This is a genomic window from Vibrio sp. WZ-1 (genome assembly GCF_052037695.1).
GTDB lineage: Bacteria > Pseudomonadota > Gammaproteobacteria > Enterobacterales > Vibrionaceae > Vibrio.
The window spans coordinates 48,383-66,959 of the sequence record NZ_JBQEQR010000076.1; the positions used below are offsets into that span (position 1 = coordinate 48,383).

The following is an 18,577-nucleotide window of genomic DNA, read 5'->3' on the forward strand; positions in this document are numbered from 1 at the left end:
CAATTCTCAACAACCAAGATGGCAACACCTCTCACTTTTTGGGTTGTATACCGACTTGGTGATAAATCTACTTATAGCGCGTCATTATAGAAGAAAAAGACCCGCATTTCGCGAGTCTTTGTTCAGAAAGTGGAACTAAGATTCTTCTTTCGGTTGAAGTTGCTTTTCAACGGCTTTCAGTCGTTTGTTCATCTCATCAATGCGGTGAACTCGAGCCGCCGTTTTACGCCACTCACGGTTGGTTTGCAATGGAATGCCTGACGAGTACAGGCCTTTCTCTTCGATACTGCGCATAACCATGCCCATACCGGTAATGGCAACACCATCCGCGATCTCGATGTGGCCATTGATAACCGACGCGCCGCCGATTTGGCAGTACTTACCAATTTTCGTACTACCTGCAACAATAGTACCACCAGGCATCACGGTACCATATCCGATCTGCACGTTGTGTGCGATTTGGAGTTGGTTATCAAGAATGACATTGTCTTCGATAATAGTGTCTTCAAGTGCACCACGGTCGATAGTGGTACATGCGCCAATCTCAACACGGTTACCAATACGCACAGAACCAAGCTGAGGAATTTTGATCCACTCGCCTTTGTCATTTGCGTAACCGAAACCATCAGAACCGATGACTGTACCAGATTGCACTAGACAGTCATCGCCCAATGACACTTCATGATAGATAGTCACATTAGCCCAAAGCTTGGTGTTATTACCTAGCTTTGCGTTTTTACCGATAAAGCAACCTGCGCCAATACTTACGTTATCGCCCAGTTCTACACCCGTTTCAATCACTGCGTTTGCACCGATTGTTACGTTAGTTCCCATCTTCACATCTGCTGCGATTACGGCACTTGGTGCGATCTCGTCAGCTGGCTTCGGAGTGGTATCCATTGCTTGCACTACTAGAGCAAAAGCAATGTAAGGGTCAGCCACAACCAGTGCGTTACCCACACACTGTTCTTTGTGATCGGCTTTCACCATCACGACTGTCGCTTGGCACTCAGAGAGGTGTTTAGCGTATTTTGGGTTAGACAAGAAGGTCACGTCACCTTCTTGTGCTTTATCCATTGGAGCTACTCGGCTTACAACGAGAGACTCGTCACCAAATAGCTCACCCCCGGTAATTGTCGCCAACTCGGCTAATGTCAATGTCTTCATAACTTCTTATTTTAGAGCTTTAATTACGTCTTCAGAGATGTTGTATTCTGGCTTACCGTATTGAAGTGAAGAGATATCAATAACTAGATCGTAACCTTTTTTCTCAGCAACTTTTTCAACTGCGTCTTGGATAGTTTTGAACAGCTTTGCTTTTTCTTCAGCTTCGCGGCGAGCACTTGCCTTCTCTAGCGCTTGAGCTTTTACTTTGTACTCACTATCAAGCTTAGCGATGTCAATACGTAGCTTCTCAATGTCTTCTGGGCCTAAAAGTTCGCCGTCACGCTGCAGTTTCTCAATCTTTGTCTTAGCTTGCGCTTGGATTGACTTAAGCTCATCAGCTTTGTTCTTGAAGTCTTTCTGCATTTTTTGTAGAACCACTTCACGCTGAGGAAGAGCCTGAAACACTTGTGCTGTATTGATATAAGCAATCTTTTGCGCTGCTTCTGCCGCATTTGCAAACATAGATGAGCTCAGTACAAGAAGGCCTAGACCAGCCGCTTTGATCATTTTATTCAAAATATTTTCCTCAAATTTAGAAGGTTCTACCGATTGTGAATGTGAAGAACTCTTCATCATCACCATCGTATTTTTTAAGTGGTTTCGCTAGTGAAAATACCAGTGGCCCCATTGGAGACATCCATTGTAACGCCGCACCGTATGATGAACGATAGTTCGTAGGATCAGAGTAATCGTAGTAGTAACGGTCACCAAACTCGGCACCAGAGTCTCGATAATCGAATTCCGTATCCCATACACTTGCCATATCGAAGAAGATACTGGTACGAATCTGATTACGAACTTCATCAGATGCAAATGGCGTCGGAACAATAAGTTCCAAACTCGCTAACGCTACTGCGTTACCACCTACGGCATCATCAGTCGCCGTATCTACACCGTTGTTAGAGCCGGAGTAATCACGATAAACAGCTTTTGGACCAACCGAGTTAGAACCAAAACCACGTAGTGTGGTAAAACCACCCGCGTAATAGTTCTCGTAGAATGGGAACAAGTTGTCGTTACCATTAGTCTGTCCGTAACCATTACCGTAACCTAAACGACCACGGAACAAGAGCGTGAATTCATGCTTTTTAGTCAATGGAACGTATTGACGAACATCATACTGCATCTTGAAGTATTGAACGTCAGAGCCAGGTACGGTCATCTTATAGAATGCACGTTGGTGATTACCCGCTGTCGGGAAATAACCACGGTTCAAGTTGTTTCGTGTCCAAGAAATATTGATATCGAAGTCATTGGTGTTCAATGCACCATTCCCATCAATATTTTCTGCTTGAGCTTGTAGGAACTGTTCAACCTGTAGGTAAGGAGAAAGGTTACCGATCCGGTTATGCGTGTAACCAACACCAAACTCAAAACGGTTTAACTCGTCAAATGGGAAACCCCAAGTCAAGTTAGCACCATAACTTTCGTTGGTGTAGTCAACAATACCCGCTTCAGAAGCTTCAAACTCATCATAGAAAATTTTACCGCCAAGACTCACACCATCAAGGTTCCAATAAGGATCGCGATAATCTAGGCTGATATTTTTCTGGTAGTCATTCATCATCGCGTTAATACCAACGCGGTTACCACTACCAATAAAGTTGTCTTGTTGCAGACCAACTTGGAAGCTTACGCCCGATTCTGTGCCGTAGCCGACACCAAAGTTCACGCTACCAGAGTTGGCTTCTTTAACCGAGTAAACAAGATCTACTTGGTCATCACTGCCTGGAACACGTACTGTTTGTACTTCTACGTTTTCGAAGTAACCAAGACGGTTTAGACGCGTTTTACCAGTTTCAATTGATTTTGAGTTTAGCCAGCTACCTTCCATCTGGCGCATCTCACGACGCAAAACTTCGTCTTTCGTCGAGTTGTTACCCGTAAAACGAATATCACGAACGTAAATTCGGCTACCTGGTTCAACATTTACAACCAGTGACACTTCCTTGTCCTCATCGTCGAACTCAGGAATTGTACTTACCTGCGGATAAGCATAACCAGACTCGCCGAGAACACGCTTGATGCCTTCCTCTAGTGAAGTAACTTTAGAGCCGTTGTAAGTCTCGTTGGTTTCGAAAGGTACCATTTTCTCAAATTGAGCATCTTCACCAATCAAATCACCGCGGAATTTTACATTTTTTACCGTGTAAACATCGCCTTCCTCAAGACCCAGAGTGATATATACACCCTTCTTATCTGGAGAAATTGCAACTTGCGTAGAGTCTACATCAAACTTTAAATAACCACGGTCTAGGTAATAAGATTTCAGCGCTTCAATATCACCAGCAAGTACTTGCTTCTGATACTTTTCATCAGCGAGGAAGTTCCACCATGGCACGTCAACATTTAGGTTAAAGCGTGAGCGAAGTTCGTCATCCGAAAAGACTTCGTTGCCGATAAAGTTGATTTGCTGAATCTTCGCCGATACACCTTCGGTAAAAACGAACTTCAAATCAGAACGGTTACGAGGCAATGGCGTAACAACCGCCTTTACCGTAGCGTTATACTTACCAACACTGTAGTAAAAATCTTCTAAGCCTTTCTCGATATTACGTAAAGTGGTTCGGTCTAGCGCTTCACCTTCACGGATACCTGATGCGTTTAGGTTTTCCTGCAACTGTTCATCTTTGATTGCTTTGTTGCCAGAAAATGCGATGCTAGCAATAGTCGGTCTTTCTTTAACCTGCACTACAAGTACATCTTGATCCTTAAGTACTTTTACGTCCTCAAAGTTACCCGAAGCGTAAAGAGCACGAATGATATCCGCTACATCTTGTGAGTCGACCGTGTCTCCTACTCGAACAGGCATTTTCAATAGTGCAGCACCCAGTGCCACACGTTGTAATCCTTCAATCTGGATGTCTTGAACTACAAAGTTTTCTGCCCCATTTGCCGAGACACTGGTTGCCAGTAAACTCGCAAATAGAATTCGCTTAATCGCCATATTTGTTCTAATTATTCCTTGCTACTGCTAGATGTCTCTGAAGAATCACAGACGAGTAAAATCATTAAATAGTGCCAGTGCCATTAACGAAAATATAATTGCACCACCAATTTTATATCCCATTTCCTGCACTTTTTCTGGAACTGGGCGTCGGATGACCGCTTCAATTGCGAAAAAGAGCAGATGACCACCATCCAACATTGGTAAAGGAACGAGGTTAATAATACCCAGGTTAACACTAATCAGTGCTAGAAAACCTAAAAAGTAAACCAAACCGTAGTCTGCTGTCGCCCCTGCACCTTTGGCAATCGAGATTGGTCCACTTAAATTGTTCAGACCAACATCACCTACAATCAGTTTCTTAAGCATGCTGATTGTAAGTCCAATAACTTGACCTGTTTTGTCAATCGCTTTGCCAATAGACTCGAATACACCAAACTGCAATTCGAAGCGATAACTTTCTGGCCATTCTGCGACTTTAGGTGCGATACCCGCAAAACCAACCACTTGTTTGTTAGCTAGCTCACGACTAGCCGGAGTCAAAGTAAATGATTGCTCTTCACCTTGACGTAGCACCGTCAGTTCCATTGGCGTATCTGCGTTGGAACGAATGGCTTCTACCACTTCTTCCCATTTAGATATCTTATTACCATTAATCGCGATGATTTTATCGTCGGCTTGTAGACCGGCTTTTTCAGCTGCTCCACCTTCGCTTACTTGCGCTAACTCCGTGAAAATCTCTGGCGTATATGGCTTGAAGCCGAGTGATTGCATCGTAGATTGCGTTTCTGGGTCAAACTTCCAATCACGAATATCAAGAGTTCTCGTCACCTCTGAACCCACTTCATTTGATGAAGACAACGTCATCGTCACGGAATCATCGCCAATATGGGAAATCAGCCCCATGTTGACTGATTCCCAATCCGGAGTTTTGATACCTGAGATGGATTTTAGTTCCATTCCAGATTCAATTCCTGCTTGAGCAACGATGGAATTGGGTGTTACTTCACCGATTACGGGCTTAACCGCAGGTACACCGATAAGAAAAACCAACCAATATGCGACGATCGCGAACAGGAAGTTAAAAATAGGTCCAGCGGCAACAATTGAGGTGCGCTTCCACAATGGCTTTTGGTCAAATGCCATGTGTTTTTCGTTTTCAGGCACTTCATCAATGCGGCTGTCCACCATTTTGACATAGCCACCCAAAGGGATCATCGAGATGCTGTATTCCGTTCCATCTTTGCCTACCTTACTCCAGATAGACTTACCAAAACCGATGGAAAACTTCTCAACTCTTACCCCACAACGGCGAGCAACCCAAAAGTGACCAAACTCGTGCACTGCAACCAAGATGCCCAATGCAACGATAAAAGAAACCAAATTCCACAAGATACCAGTCATTAGCTACGCTCGCGTAAAAATTCTAAGGCGATAGTTCGTGACATTCTATCTAGCTCTATCAAGCTTTCCAAGTTATTCACATTCTCAGTGGTATGGCTTGCCGTGATTTTGTTCAAAACTGACTCATTGATGCGAGCGATATCAGTAAAACCAAGACGGTTATTCAAAAAAGCATCAACCGCAACCTCATTAGCAGCATTTAATGCGGTTGTAGCATGCTGACCTTCGTAACAAGCATCAATCGCTAGCTTCAAACATGGGTAACGAGCAAAATCTGGCTGAAGGAATGTCAACTCCCCCACTTGGGTAAAGTCGAGCGGTTTCACTCCTGCATCCACACGCGATGGATAAGACATTGTCAGTGCAATTGGTGTAGCCATATCCGGCTCACCCATTTGCGCCAATACCGAACCATCTCGGTATTGCACCATCGAGTGAATCACCGACTGAGGGTGAATGATCACTTTCAGTTGTTCACGAGCCGCATTAAATAGCCATTTTGCTTCAATGTACTCTAGACCTTTGTTCATCATGGTTGCAGAATCAACCGAGATTTTAGGTCCCATTGACCAGTTCGGGTGAGCAATCGCTTGTGCAGGGGTAACTTTCTCTAGCTCTGCGATATCAGTGTAACGGAATGGACCGCCAGAACCAGTTAGAAGGATTGATGAAATACCATGCTCTTCTAGGTTGCAACGACCCAGATTGGTTTGAACTTGTTGCGGCAAACACTGGAAGATCGCATTGTGTTCACTGTCGACAGGAAGAAGCTCAGCACCATGTTCTGCAACCGCATCAATAAATAGCTGACCTGACATGACTAGTGCTTCTTTGTTAGCTAGCAGTACTCGCTTGCCCGCTTTTACTGCTGCCATCGTTGGCAACAGGCCAGCTGCACCCACGATTGCTGCCATTACGCTATCCACTTCCTCTAACGCAGACACATGACAAAGCGCATCAACGCCACCTAACACTTCTGTGCTTGGGGAAACTGAAACCAGCTCGCTTTGTAGAGCCACAGCGGCCGCTTTATCCGCCATTACCGCGTACTTAGGTTGCCATTTACGACAAAGTGCGACCATCTTTTCAACGTTCGTGCTTGCCGCTAATGCGACGATAGAAAACAGCTCAGGGTTTTGTTCAACCACTTTTAGTGTGCTTGCACCAATTGAGCCTGTTGCACCAAGAATCGTTAACTTTTGCATGATGTAAGACCGTTAGAAAAACTCAGGAGCGACGATGCCGCTCCCGATAAATTAGAATACGTAGTAAAGAAGAGCAAATACTGGGAATGCAGCAGTTAGGCTGTCGATACGGTCAAGAATGCCGCCGTGCCCCGGAATGATGTTGCTGCTGTCCTTGATACCTGAAACACGTTTGAACATGCTTTCTACTAAGTCACCAAGCACAGAAATCACAACAGTAACCAGTGTGATAATCACCATATGAAGTGGGCTGGTGAATTGGATATCAAACCAACCTGCGAATAACCACCCGACAATCAATGCCGCGATGATACCACCAATCAAACCTTCAATTGTTTTGTTTGGGCTCACATGAGGCGCCATTTTGCGTTTACCCATGCTTTTACCGGCAAAGTAAGCGCCGCTATCTGCAGCCCATACCAAGAAGCAAACGTACAGCACAAGCTTTGCGCCGTGGTATGGATCTACTGAAATATCAGAAGCTCTGAGAATGATCACACTCCAAAGGAAAGGAATCAAAGTCAGAAAACCGAACACATGACGAAGAACTTTACTGCCTTGCCATAAGTTGGTGGTTTTTGGGTAAGTAATTGCCATACCACTTGCGAGAATCCACCATACAAAACCAAGCGCTAATACGGCGTAGTGTGGTGTTGCTAGTTGATTTAAGCTGGTTGCGTCTGGTGAAATGAATAGAAAACTGAGTCCCGTGACAACGGCTGCCGGAACAAGCGCAACGATGCGTGAATTGCTTTCTGTAAACTGGGTCCACTCCCAAAATCCTAATAGCGTAATCGCAGTCAAAGCCGCAATGAAGCCGATTAGGGGTAATTTAAAAATACCTAAAATTACAAGGGGAGCTAAAATTAGTGCTGTTATTATTCTCTGTTTCAAACTAACTAGTCCTTATTGAGCAGCCATTAATGCCTTCACTTGCTCGCCGGTACAACCAAAGCGACGCTCTCGGTTAATAAACCAAGTCACTGCCTCAATTAAACTGTCTTCGCCGAATTCTGGCCAGAACTCTGGAGTAAAGTACATTTCTGCATACGCTAACTGCCACAACATAAAGTTACTGATACGACACTCACCACTGGTACGAATCAAGAGATCGACTTCTGGCAAGTCCGCCATCGTTAGATGCTGTGTGATTAACTGCTCGTTTATGTCCTCTACACGAATCTCTCCGTTGCGTGCTTTTGTCGCTAACGTTTTAGCCGCCTCTGTAATATCCCACTTACCACCATAATTGGCAGCAATGTTAATTACCATCCCGGTGTTATTTGCCGTTAAGGCTTCAGCCTCGATGATTTTACTTTGTAAACGTTCACTAAAACGACTGGTGTCACCAATAACGCGTAGACGTAAGTTATTCTTATGTAGCTTTTTCACTTCGCTCGATAGTACAGAAATGAATAGCTCCATCAATAGGCCAACTTCCTCTTCTGGACGTCGCCAGTTTTCACTACTAAAAGCGAACAATGTCATGGCTTTGATGCCAAGCCTAGAAGCAGCGGCCACGGTCTTACGCACGGCGTTAACGCCTTTTTTATGACCAAATACGCGAGGTTTTCCTTTGGACTTAGCCCAGCGGCCATTACCGTCCATAATGATGGCAATATGCTTTGGAAGGGAATCAGAGAAGACTTGAGAATTTTGCATAGGGAGTTAATTTAATTCCATCAGTTGGATAGACTAACACAAAAAAACGCTGCACTGTGAGCACAGCGTTTTCCAACAGTGATGTAGTTGGGAGTATTAAACTTCCATCAACTCTTTTTCTTTCGCAGCAAGAACATCGTCGATCTTCTTAACGGCTACGTCAGTCAGTTTTTGAATTTCGTCTTGTGCTTTACGATCTTCATCTTCAGAAATTTCTTTATCTTTCAGAAGACCCTTTAGGTCGCTGTTTGCATCACGACGGATGTTACGTACTGCAACACGTGCACCTTCAGCTTCACCACGAACGATCTTAACTAGGTCTTTACGACGCTCTTCCGTTAGCGGAGGAAGTGGAACGCGAATGATTGTACCAGCAGACATTGGGTTTAGACCAAGGTCAGACATCATGATCGCTTTTTCAACTTTTTGAGTTAGTTCTTTGTCGAAAACTGTGATTGCTAGAGTACGAGCGTCTTCAGCAACAACGTTAGCTACTTGGTTTAGAGGAGTAGCAGCACCGTAGTATTCTACAGAGATACCCGATAGTAGGCTTGGGTGCGCGCGGCCAGTACGAACTTTAGAAAGGTTGTTCTTTAGCGCTTCAACGCTTTTATCCATGCGCTCTTGCGCGTCTTTATTGATTTCGTTAATCACGGTTTCACCTTAAAAATGTCATCTTTCCTGAAGAAAGCCTAAAGGGCTTGAGCAAAGTGAAACACCATCCAACATTCTAGTTGAATGGTGCTGAGATTTACGCGTCAGCGCAGATCAGTGTGCCTTCAGCTTCGCCCATTACCACGCGACGTAGTGCGCCTGGCTTGTTCATGTTAAATACACGGATTGGCATTTTGTGGTCACGAGCAAGTGTGAACGCTGCCAAGTCCATTACTTTCAATTCTTTATCCAGAATTTCAGCGTAAGATAGCTTATCATACAGCTCTGCGTCTGGGTTTGCTACTGGGTCAGCAGTAAATACACCGTCAACTTTTGTCGCTTTTAGAACTACGTCAGCTTCGATTTCGATACCACGTAGACAAGCAGCTGAATCTGTTGTGAAGAATGGGTTACCAGTACCTGCAGAGAAAATTACTACACGGCCTTGGCGAAGTTCACGGATAGCATCAGCCCAATTGTAATCATCACATACACCTTTTAGAGGAATTGCAGACATTACGCGAGCATTTACGTACGCACGGTGAAGTGCATCACGCATTGCTAGACCGTTCATTACTGTTGCTAGCATACCCATGTGGTCACCCACAACACGGTTCATGCCCGCTTCAGCTAGACCAGCACCACGGAATAGGTTACCGCCGCCGATTACCACACCAACTTGAACACCCAGTTCAACCAGCTCTTTAACTTCTTGAGCCATACGGTCAAGTACCGCAGGGTCAATACCGAAACCTTCTTCGCCTTGAAGAGCTTCACCGCTCAGTTTTAATAGAATACGTTGATACGCTGGTTTAGGGTTCGTAGTCATGGAGTTTACCTTCCAAAAGAGAGTTGTCGATTAACAGTCATGAATAGACACAAGATTACTTATAGCTATTCATCACGGTTAAATTTTGCGGCTCTTTTCATAAAAAGACCGCAGCCAAGGCCACGGTCTAAAATTTGTGCGCGTCTCTAAGGATTAACCTTTTTGAGCAGCAGCTACTTCTTCAGCGAAGCTCATTTCTTGAGCTTTCTCGATACCTTCACCTACTTCTAGGCGAACGAATGTAGCAACAGAAGCACCTTTCTCTTTTAGCATTTCGCCAACAGATTTCTTAGGTTCCATGATGAAAGCTTGACCAGTTAGAGAGATTTCACCCGTGAATTTCTTCATACGGCCGATAACCATCTTCTCAGCGATCTCTTGAGGCTTGCCTTCGTTCATAGCGATTTCAACTTGAACTTCTTTCTCTTTAGCAACTACGTCAGCTGGTACGTCTTCTGGGTTAACGAACTCAGGCTTAGAAGCAGCAACGTGCATAGCAACGTGTTTAAGAGTTTCAGCGTCGCCTTCACCAGCAACAACTACACCGATTTTCTCGCCGTGACGGTAAGAAGCGATTGCAGTACCTTCAACGTAAGCAACGCGACGGATGTTGATGTTTTCACCGATTTTAGCAACAAGAGCAACACGCTCTTCTTCGAACTTAGCAACTAGCTCTTCAACAGAAGCTTTAGAAGCTAGAGCGTCAAGCGCTACTCTTTCTGCGAATGCAGTGAAGTTACCATCTTTAGCAACGAAGTCAGTTTGGCAGTTAACTTCTAGAAGAACAGCTACGCCGTTTTCTTCTTTGATGATGATTGCGCCTTCAGCAGCAACGTTACCAGCTTTTTTAGCTGCTTTCGCTGCGCCAGATTTACGCATGTTTTCAATTGCTAGTTCGATGTCAGCGTTTGCTTCTACAAGCGCTTTCTTACATTCCATCATGCCAGCGCCAGTGCGCTCGCGAAGTTCTTTAACTAGAGCAGCAGTTACAGTTGCCATTCTCTATTCCTCGTTTGATTCGAAATAAGGTAAAAAACAGGGGCCTACATTGTCGGCCCCCATTGCTAACTATAACTCAGTCTGTGCTACAACAAGGTTTCACATAGACTAAGTGTGACGCAGAGCCGCTATTATTCAGCTTCTACGAAACCGTCTTTTTCAGCAACTACTGCAACGTCTTTGTTGCGGCCTTCAGTTACTGCAGATGCAGCAGCGTTTAGGTATAGTTGTACTGCGCGGATCGCGTCGTCGTTACCTGGGATGATGTAGTCAACGCCGTCTGGGTTAGAGTTAGTATCTACCACAGCGTATACTGGAATACCTAGGTTGTTAGCTTCTTTAATTGCAATGTGCTCGTGATCAGCGTCGATTACGAATAGAGCGTCTGGTAGGCCGCCCATATCTTTGATACCACCAAGAGATTTCTCTAGCTTCTCCATTTCACGAGTGCGCATTAGAGCTTCTTTCTTAGTTAGTTTTTCGAAAGTACCGTCTTGTGCTTGTGCTTCGAAATCTTTTAGACGCTTGATTGACTGACGAACTGTTTTGTAGTTCGTTAGCATGCCGCCCAACCAACGGTTGTTAACGTAGTATTGGTTGCTTGCGATTGCAGCTTCTTTAACAGCTTCAGATGCAGCGCGCTTAGTACCTACGAATAGAACTTTACCTTTTTTCTCGCCAACTTTAGCTAGTTCAGCTAGAGCTTCGTTGAACATTGGTACAGTTTTTTCTAGGTTGATGATGTGAACGCGGTTACGAGCACCAAAGATGAATGGCTTCATTTTTGGGTTCCAGTAACGAGTTTGGTGACCGAAGTGAACACCAGCTTTCAGCATATCGCGCATTGATACAGTTGCCATTTTAAAATCCTCTATGGGGTTAGGCCTCCACATCCCCCATAATTCCGACCAAGCTTCTGCTCAGCACCCCGGAACATGTGACGGAATGTGTGTGATTTAAAGATAAAAGTTTAATCGGAAGAAGCCTGCTTCGCTGCTATTCTAAAAAAAAGCAAAGAGAACAGTCCTCGATTCCGGCGCGCTTTATACCATATTTTAGCCCAAGATGGCTAGTAAAAATTGTTTCTTACAATTCTAATTTACCTATCACACTCCCCCCTACTCTCACTAGAATTCGATGATTAGACTACAAGTAAGAATGACTCATATTCTTAACTAGCTTGGGTTAATCACTCGATGTCTGATAGAATGCGCGCATTCGCACGTTTACGTGCTTACGAATTAGTAGAGAAAACCAATGTCAATCAAGATTAAAACTGCTGAAGAAATCGAACGCATGCGTATTGCGGGCAAGCTAGCCGCAGACACTCTAGAAATGATCGAACCGCACATCAAAGCTGGTGTGACGACAGAAGAGTTAAACAAAATCTGTCACGATTACGCTCTAGAAAGAGGCGCTTACTCTGCACCGCTTGATTACCATGGATTCCCTAAGTCGATCTGTACGTCAATCAACCACATCGTTTGTCACGGTATTCCAGCCACTGAAGACGAGAAAGGTGCAAACGGCCAAATGAAGCCAGCTGTACTGAAAGATGGCGATATCATCAACGTTGATATTACCGTGATCATCCCGAACGATGAAAACGCAGATCTAAGCGTTCGCCCACAAGGCTACCACGGTGATACATCTAAGATGTTCCTAGTTGGTGATGTTTCGCCAGCAAACAAGCGTCTGTGTATGGTTGCGCAAGAGTCACTTTACATCGGTATGCGTCAAGTTAAACCAGGTGCAACTGTAGGTGACATCGGTACTGCAATCGAGAAGTACATCAGAGATAACAACAAGAACAACCCACGTAACAAATTCTCCATTGTTAAAGACTTCTGTGGCCATGGCATCGGTGATGAGTTCCACGAAGAACCTCAAGTAGTTCACTACAAGAACAAAGACCGCCGCGTACTAAAAGAAGGCATGTGCTTTACTATCGAGCCGATGATCAACGCGGGTAAATTCGGTTGTACTGTTGACGCTCAAGACGATTGGACGGTTTACACAGGCGACGGTAAAAACTCAGCACAGTGGGAACACACTATCGTGGTAACCAAAGAAGGTTGTGAAGTGCTAACACTTCGTAGCGACGATACCATTCCACGTTTGATGAAAAACGTTTAATCGCCCATCACTTTACCTATCCCCGCTCATGCGGGGATATTTTTTATCTGTTTCAAATTTGTTAGATTGCTAATAGTTTAGCTTGCACGGATAGCAAATATGACCCTTCAGTCTCCTCTTACGTTTACCGATGAACAGATCAATATCGGTGAACTAAAGCAAGAACTCGAAAAATTCAGTTCATACCAAAAAGAAGAATTTCTTAATCACCACCCAGTGACTAACCTTGTTTTGTCACGCGCTGAGTACATGGATTTACTCCTCAATCGTTTATGGCAGCACTTCGGTTTTAAAGATATCCATAATATTTCGTTGGTTGCCGTCGGTGGCTACGGGCGCGGTGAGTTACATCCTCTATCTGATATCGACATTTTGATTCTGTCGAACAACAAACTGCCCAACGCACTGGAAGCCAAAATCAGTGAGTTCATTACCCTGCTGTGGGATTTACGCCTCGAAGTAGGCCACGCTGTGCGTACTGTGGATGAATGTGCAGAAATCGGCCGAGCAGATTTAACCGTTGCAACAAACCTACAGGAAGCGCGTTTGTTGTGTGGCAGTGAAGATACCTTCCAAGCGTTGAAGAAAGTGGTGCTATCCGATTCTTTTTGGCCGAGCGAAACTTTCTACCGCGCTAAGATCCAAGAGCAACGTGAACGCCATGCTCGATACCATGATACTACCTACAACCTAGAGCCAGACATCAAGTCCACACCAGGTGGTTTGCGTGACATCCACACATTAAGTTGGGTGGCACGTCGCCACTTTGGAGCCACCTCGTTGCTGGAAATGAGTCGTTACGGTTTTCTGACCGATGCGGAATACCGCGAACTGGTTGAGTGCCAAGACTTCCTCTGGCGAGTTCGCTTTGCGCTGCATATTGAACTACGTCGTTATGACAATCGCTTAACCTTTGCTCACCAAGCGCAAGTAGCCGAACATCTCGGTTACGTTGGTGAAGGCAACCGTGGCGTAGAAATGATGATGAAAGAGTTCTACCGTACACTTCGCCGCGTATCAGAACTGAATAAGATGTTACTCAAGCTGTTTGACCAAGCGATCATCAATGGCGGCGCATCAGAAGAAGCAGAAATTATAGATGACGATTTTCAGCGTCGTGGGTCATTAATTGAGGCACGCAAACCGGCACTATTCCAAGCTCGCCCTGAAACCATTTTAGACATGTTCTTACACATTGCTAACGATTCGAGCATCGAAGGCGTAAGTCCACCGACTCTTCGCCAATTACGTACCGCGCGTCGTCGCCTGAACAAGTTTTTGCACACTATGCCAGAGGCTCGTAAGAAGTTCATGGCGCTTTGTCGACACCCAAATGCCTTGCACAAAGCCTTCAGTCTGATGCACAAACTTGGGGTACTGGCCGCATATCTACCGCAGTGGAGCCAAATTGTAGGTCAAATGCAGTTCGACCTATTCCACGTTTACACCGTAGATGAGCACAGCATTCGTCTGCTTAAACACATCAACACTTTTAGCTACGCCGAAAACCACAGTAAGCACCCTATTTGCTGTGAAGTTTATCCACGAATTCAAAAGAAAGAGTTGCTGATCCTTGCCGCGATTTTCCACGACATCGGTAAAGGGCGTGGCGGTGATCACTCGGTAATTGGTGAGGGCGAAGCGTATGATTTTTGTATTGAGCACGGCTTGTCTAAGCCGGAAGCGAAGCTAGTTAGCTGGTTGGTAAGGCATCACCTACTGATGTCAGTAACCGCACAACGCCGTGATATTTACGATCCAGATGTCATTGCTGAATTCGCTAAGCAAGTTCGTGATGAAGAGTATCTTGAATATCTCGTATGCCTAACCGTTGCCGACATCTGTGCAACCAATCCTGAACTTTGGAACAGCTGGAAGCGAACATTACTTGCCGAGTTGTTCTACTCGACTCAACGCGCTTTACGTCGCGGCTTAGAGAACCCTGTCGATGTGCGAGAGCGTATTCGTCATAACCAACAAATGGCTTCAGCCCTACTGCGAAAAGAAGGCTTCTCAGCGCGAGAAATAGAAGTATTGTGGCAACGCTTTAAAGCCGATTACTTCTTACGTCACACCCATAAGCAAATTGCTTGGCACTGTGAAAACTTACTGCGCATGGAAGATCCAAACAAACCACTGGTACTGATCAGCAAAAAAGCCACTCGTGGTGGTACAGAAGTGTTCGTTTACAGCCCCGATCAACCGGCGTTATTTGCGACAGTTGTTGCAGAGCTTGACCGTCGAAACTTCAACGTACACGACGCACAGATCATGACTAGCAAAGATGGTTACGTGCTCGATACCTTTATGGTTCTCGACCAACACGGAAAAACCATCGAAGAGGGTCGTCATAGTGCGGTCACTAAGCATTTAACCCATGTATTAGAAGATGGCCGTCCAACTAAGATCAAAACGCGTCGTACGCCCCACAAACTACAACACTTCAATGTGAAGACCAAAGTCGACTTTTTACCAACTAAGAGCAAGAAACGTACGTTGATGGAGTTTGTTGCTTTGGATACGCCGGGACTGCTGGCAAAAGTGGGTCGTACCTTTGCTGATTTGGGAATTAACCTTCACGCGGCAAAAATCACCACCATTGGCGAGCGAGCAGAAGACTTGTTTATCCTTACCAGTGATACGGGAGGCAGATTAAGTGAAGAGCAACAAACCGAGTTACGTGAAAAGCTGATCGAGAAGCTCTCCGATTCACTCTTAACCTAAGTGATCCCCTTCCTTTTCCAAACGATAACTGTGGGCAAAAACGATAGCGATCTTGCCCACAAGTTGAGCAACTTGATTAAATATCAACTATCTAGCTCATAAATGGGCTGCTACAGTTATACAGAAGACTTATTCTAGTTATTAGACAGAGGTAGCCTATGTATCCACACCTCACTGGTTTGGGCATTCATGAACCAAAACAGATTGAACGTTACTCCCTGCGCCAAGAAGCACACAAAGATGTCCTGAAGATCTACTTCCACAAACAGAAGGGTGAATTTTTCGCCAAAAGCGTGAAGTTTAAATACCCACGCCAAATTAAAAATGTACTGGTAGACAGCGGCAGTCACAAATACAAAGAAGTCACGGAGATCAACCGTAATCTAACGCTTGTGATCGATGAACTGAATAAGATCACCAAACCAGTGAAAACGACTGAAGTAGATGTGAAGGAGAAAATTCTCTCTGATCTTCGTCATCTAGAAAAAGTGGTTTCTAGCAAGATCGCCGAGATCGAAGCGGATCTGGAAAAACTAAAGTAGTCCGTTTAGTTCCTCAAAGATTAAAAAAGGGGTTGGTATGCATACCACCCCCTTTATAGTCTTATCTTACGCAGACACTGCTCAATCTAAGTGCATTATTTTACTAACGATTCATTCCACTCAAATCGTACGAACAACTGCTGCCAAGTTTCATCGATATTGGCTTTCATCACGATTTCTTCATCGGTAAACGGATGCACAAAGCGCAACTCTGATGCATGCAGTAACAATCGGTGAGAATCAAATTCCATGCGATACAACTTGTTGTGCTTACCATCACCATGTGTTGTATCACCAACAATAGGATGACGCAGGTGAGCCATATGGCGACGCAGCTGGTGCTTACGTCCTGTCTTCGGCTTCATCTCCATCAAACAGTAGCGCGTGGTTGGAAACTTACCCGTAGAATATGGTACTTCTACTTTCGCTAAAGGTTTGTATGCCGTTACGGCCTCTTGGGCTTCTTTCTCTTGTGAAGCAAACTTATCGGCAATCTTGTCTAGCTCAACTTTCAGAGCATAGTCGAGCACGCCCTCTTCTTCGATCCAGCCACGAACGATCGCGTGATAGGTCTTCTCCATCTTATGCTCTGCAAACATTGGCATCACTTGCGATGCCACTTCACTAGATAAGGCAAACACAAGCACACCAGAAGTGGGACGATCTAAACGGTGCAATGGGAAAACGTGCTGACCAATTTGATCGCGCAGCGTTTGCATCACGAATTGGGTCTCATGCTTATCCAACCAACTGCGATGGACTAACATACCTGCAGGTTTGTTCACCGCAACAAAATACTCGTCCTGATAAACGATCTCTAATACGACAGGATCAACGGATGGTGATGTTTCTTGTTCTGACATTGAGGTTACTTACATAGTTCGTCGATGGTTCGGATAGTCTCAAGCAATTCGCCATAATGCAGCTCTTGCTTCCACGCTTCTGCGAAATACGGCTCAATAGAAAAGCCACGTGGCAAAGGTTGGTTACTTTCTACTAACGCACGCATACGTGCAATAAAAATCCATTGTAACCACTCATGGGGATGCAGGGTATCAATCGCGAAAGGTTCCGTGCTCCGTAGCGCTTCTGCCGAGGGCATGGTTTGTTGCCACAGCTCATGGTGCTGCAATTGCGCCTCAAGTTGTTGAAGTAAGTCGACCAATTGGATGTTTGTTGCCATTAATTCCATCTCGAACCTTGAATTAGCCAAGAATGATACCATTTCTTGTGAAAAGAACATTAGGATGTCGTATTTAATGGAAAACATTCAAACCCTCACTCAGCTGTTAAACAACAGCCAGTGTGAGTATCAAATCTTCGACCTTGGTCGTCGTATCAAGACCATCGAGCCACAAGTCTTTGCTGATGTGGAAAAAGGTCAATGCCCTTACCCATTCCCAATGCAACGCAAAGCGCACTTGGCTATTGCATACTGGAATGAGCAAAAGCAGCCTTGGATTTGGTTCTTGAAATTCGAGTTGGATGAACGCGGCCTACTCAAGCAAGCGGATATTGGTAACTTCATTAAATACGTCGTGGAAGCGATGGGCACTCGCCTGAATGAGGAGATGTCTGAAGAGCAGCAACAAAAGCTTTCCAACAACCCATACACTTTCAAACCTGCGGAAGAAAAGATGGCAGTCTTCCACAGCCAAGTTCGCGCTAACTTGGACTTACCCACCAGCCAGTATTACGAGCACACCCAGCACTACTTTACCGGTGGTTTAGGTTGGGAAAACTGGCAAACTGTTGGCCTACAAGGCATCACAGACATGGCGGCACGCCTAGGCAAAGAGCAAAACGCTGTGACCTTGCGTAAAGCGCTAAATTACCTACCGAATGAGCCACTTTATGCCCTACTTGGCGCGTTAGAACATGTTGACTTACAAGAGCGTTTGGCAGAGCGCATTGCTGAGAAAGCGCAACAAGAAATCGAAAGCAACGAACCTGACTTGTTCCTACTTTCAGCATTAATTCGCGCATTATCTGGCGCATCAACAGAAATTTCGTTACCGATTTTGAAGGCCATCCTGCAAAGCCCGCGATTAAGCCATCAAGAAGTTCTGATCGGTATCGCTGGTCGAACGTGGCACCTACTAGCTGACGCAAGTGTTGCTGAGCAATTTTTACTGCGTCTCGCACAAACTGGTAACCAAGCTCTATTTAATCAATTGTTTGCGGACTTGGTCATGCTGCCAGAGTTAAGACTGGTTCTTTTACCTCTGCTGCACTCTAGCCCATCGGAAGAGCTAGCAACGGCACTGGTGAAACTTCAGCAAGCGACAAAGGGATAATAAAGGATTAG

The 18,577-nt window shown here is 45.0% G+C and carries 17 protein-coding genes; 4 read left to right on the forward strand and 13 right to left on the reverse strand.

Annotated features, from left to right (window positions below; translation table 11 throughout):
• Positions 1–135 precede the first annotated feature (135 nt).
• From lpxD to rpsB, 11 genes are all read right to left on the reverse strand, one after another.
• Complete coding sequence (gene lpxD / locus ACTS60_RS12825; RefSeq protein ID WP_440888558.1) at positions 136–1,167, reverse strand: UDP-3-O-(3-hydroxymyristoyl)glucosamine N-acyltransferase; 1,032 nt, start codon at positions 1,165–1,167, stop codon at positions 136–138.
• Between the two features lie 6 nt (positions 1,168–1,173).
• Positions 1,174–1,683, reverse strand: coding sequence for an OmpH family outer membrane protein (locus tag ACTS60_RS12830; protein WP_440888559.1), 510 nt, complete (start codon positions 1,681–1,683; stop codon positions 1,174–1,176).
• A 16-nt stretch (positions 1,684–1,699) separates the two neighbouring features.
• Positions 1,700–4,114, reverse strand: coding sequence for an outer membrane protein assembly factor BamA (gene bamA, locus ACTS60_RS12835; RefSeq protein ID WP_440888560.1), 2,415 nt, complete (start codon positions 4,112–4,114; stop codon positions 1,700–1,702).
• A 45-nt stretch (positions 4,115–4,159) separates the two neighbouring features.
• Positions 4,160–5,518 (reverse strand): sigma E protease regulator RseP, encoded by a 1,359-nt coding sequence (rseP, locus tag ACTS60_RS12840; protein WP_440888561.1) that lies wholly within the window; start codon positions 5,516–5,518, stop codon positions 4,160–4,162.
• Positions 5,518–6,723, reverse strand: a complete 1,206-nt coding sequence (ispC, locus tag ACTS60_RS12845) for a 1-deoxy-D-xylulose-5-phosphate reductoisomerase (RefSeq protein WP_440888562.1) — start codon at positions 6,721–6,723, stop codon at positions 5,518–5,520. Before ispC ends, rseP begins: the two co-directional genes overlap by 1 nt.
• A gap of 51 nt (positions 6,724–6,774) precedes the next feature.
• Positions 6,775–7,617 (reverse strand): phosphatidate cytidylyltransferase, encoded by an 843-nt coding sequence (locus ACTS60_RS12850; RefSeq protein ID WP_440888563.1) that lies wholly within the window; start codon positions 7,615–7,617, stop codon positions 6,775–6,777.
• Positions 7,618–7,629: 12 nt separating this feature from the next.
• The gene (locus tag ACTS60_RS12855) at positions 7,630–8,385 is read right to left on the reverse strand and encodes an isoprenyl transferase (protein ID WP_440888564.1); all 756 of its coding nucleotides are present in this window, start codon (positions 8,383–8,385) and stop codon (positions 7,630–7,632) included.
• Positions 8,386–8,481: 96 nt separating this feature from the next.
• A complete protein-coding gene (gene frr, locus ACTS60_RS12860) occupies positions 8,482–9,039 on the reverse strand; it encodes a ribosome recycling factor (RefSeq protein ID WP_010449748.1) in 558 nt (185 codons plus the stop codon).
• Between the two features lie 97 nt (positions 9,040–9,136).
• Positions 9,137–9,868, reverse strand: coding sequence for a UMP kinase (gene pyrH, locus ACTS60_RS12865; RefSeq protein WP_010449750.1), 732 nt, complete (start codon positions 9,866–9,868; stop codon positions 9,137–9,139).
• Between the two features lie 153 nt (positions 9,869–10,021).
• Positions 10,022–10,867: a translation elongation factor Ts gene (gene tsf, locus ACTS60_RS12870; RefSeq protein WP_440888565.1), complete on the reverse strand. Its 846-nt coding sequence runs from the start codon at positions 10,865–10,867 to the stop codon at positions 10,022–10,024.
• A gap of 131 nt (positions 10,868–10,998) precedes the next feature.
• Complete coding sequence (gene rpsB / locus ACTS60_RS12875) at positions 10,999–11,727, reverse strand: 30S ribosomal protein S2 (protein ID WP_041853288.1); 729 nt, start codon at positions 11,725–11,727, stop codon at positions 10,999–11,001.
• Positions 11,728–12,124: 397 nt separating this feature from the next.
• Between rpsB and map the strand changes: the two genes are divergently transcribed.
• The 3 genes from map to ACTS60_RS12890 all read left to right on the forward strand — a co-directional run bounded on the left by map (position 12,125) and on the right by ACTS60_RS12890 (position 16,269).
• Positions 12,125–13,003 carry a type I methionyl aminopeptidase gene (gene map / locus ACTS60_RS12880; protein WP_440888566.1) on the forward strand — a complete coding sequence of 293 codons (879 nt, stop codon included), beginning with the start codon at positions 12,125–12,127 and terminating at the stop codon, positions 13,001–13,003.
• Positions 13,004–13,102: 99 nt separating this feature from the next.
• Positions 13,103–15,727 (forward strand): bifunctional uridylyltransferase/uridylyl-removing protein GlnD, encoded by a 2,625-nt coding sequence (gene glnD / locus ACTS60_RS12885; RefSeq protein WP_440888567.1) that lies wholly within the window; start codon positions 13,103–13,105, stop codon positions 15,725–15,727.
• Positions 15,728–15,885: 158 nt separating this feature from the next.
• On the forward strand, positions 15,886–16,269 hold the full coding sequence (locus tag ACTS60_RS12890) for a DUF3461 family protein (protein WP_440888568.1): 384 nt from the start codon (positions 15,886–15,888) through the stop codon (positions 16,267–16,269).
• A gap of 95 nt (positions 16,270–16,364) precedes the next feature.
• On the opposite strand, the gene truC is transcribed toward ACTS60_RS12890, so the two are convergent.
• Together truC and ACTS60_RS12900 are read right to left on the reverse strand one after the other, a co-directional pair.
• Positions 16,365–17,132, reverse strand: coding sequence for a tRNA pseudouridine(65) synthase TruC (gene truC / locus ACTS60_RS12895; protein ID WP_440888569.1), 768 nt, complete (start codon positions 17,130–17,132; stop codon positions 16,365–16,367).
• 5 nt (positions 17,133–17,137) lie between these two features.
• Positions 17,138–17,452, reverse strand: coding sequence for a YqcC family protein (locus ACTS60_RS12900; RefSeq protein ID WP_440888764.1), 315 nt, complete (start codon positions 17,450–17,452; stop codon positions 17,138–17,140).
• A 76-nt stretch (positions 17,453–17,528) separates the two neighbouring features.
• Between ACTS60_RS12900 and ACTS60_RS12905 the strand changes: the two genes are divergently transcribed.
• Positions 17,529–18,566 carry a DUF3549 family protein gene (locus ACTS60_RS12905; RefSeq protein ID WP_331443907.1) on the forward strand — a complete coding sequence of 346 codons (1,038 nt, stop codon included), beginning with the start codon at positions 17,529–17,531 and terminating at the stop codon, positions 18,564–18,566.
• The last annotated feature ends 11 nt before the right edge of the window (positions 18,567–18,577 follow it).

Coding starts and splice junctions, on each gene's coding strand:
- pyrH (WP_010449750.1), bottom strand. CDS start 9,868: ATGACTACGAACCCTAAACCAGCGTATCAACGTATTCTATTAAAACTG.
- rpsB (WP_041853288.1), bottom strand. CDS start 11,727: ATGGCAACTGTATCAATGCGCGATATGCTGAAAGCTGGTGTTCACTTC.
- ACTS60_RS12900 (WP_440888764.1), bottom strand. CDS start 17,452: ATGGCAACAAACATCCAATTGGTCGACTTACTTCAACAACTTGAGGCG.
- ACTS60_RS12905 (WP_331443907.1), top strand. CDS start 17,529: ATGGAAAACATTCAAACCCTCACTCAGCTGTTAAACAACAGCCAGTGT.
- lpxD (WP_440888558.1), bottom strand. CDS start 1,167: ATGAAGACATTGACATTAGCCGAGTTGGCGACAATTACCGGGGGTGAG.
- map (WP_440888566.1), top strand. CDS start 12,125: ATGTCAATCAAGATTAAAACTGCTGAAGAAATCGAACGCATGCGTATT.
- tsf (WP_440888565.1), bottom strand. CDS start 10,867: ATGGCAACTGTAACTGCTGCTCTAGTTAAAGAACTTCGCGAGCGCACT.
- ACTS60_RS12855 (WP_440888564.1), bottom strand. CDS start 8,385: ATGCAAAATTCTCAAGTCTTCTCTGATTCCCTTCCAAAGCATATTGCC.
- glnD (WP_440888567.1), top strand. CDS start 13,103: ATGACCCTTCAGTCTCCTCTTACGTTTACCGATGAACAGATCAATATC.
- ACTS60_RS12890 (WP_440888568.1), top strand. CDS start 15,886: ATGTATCCACACCTCACTGGTTTGGGCATTCATGAACCAAAACAGATT.
- rseP (WP_440888561.1), bottom strand. CDS start 5,518: ATGACTGGTATCTTGTGGAATTTGGTTTCTTTTATCGTTGCATTGGGC.
- ispC (WP_440888562.1), bottom strand. CDS start 6,723: ATGCAAAAGTTAACGATTCTTGGTGCAACAGGCTCAATTGGTGCAAGC.
- truC (WP_440888569.1), bottom strand. CDS start 17,132: ATGTCAGAACAAGAAACATCACCATCCGTTGATCCTGTCGTATTAGAG.
- bamA (WP_440888560.1), bottom strand. CDS start 4,114: ATGGCGATTAAGCGAATTCTATTTGCGAGTTTACTGGCAACCAGTGTC.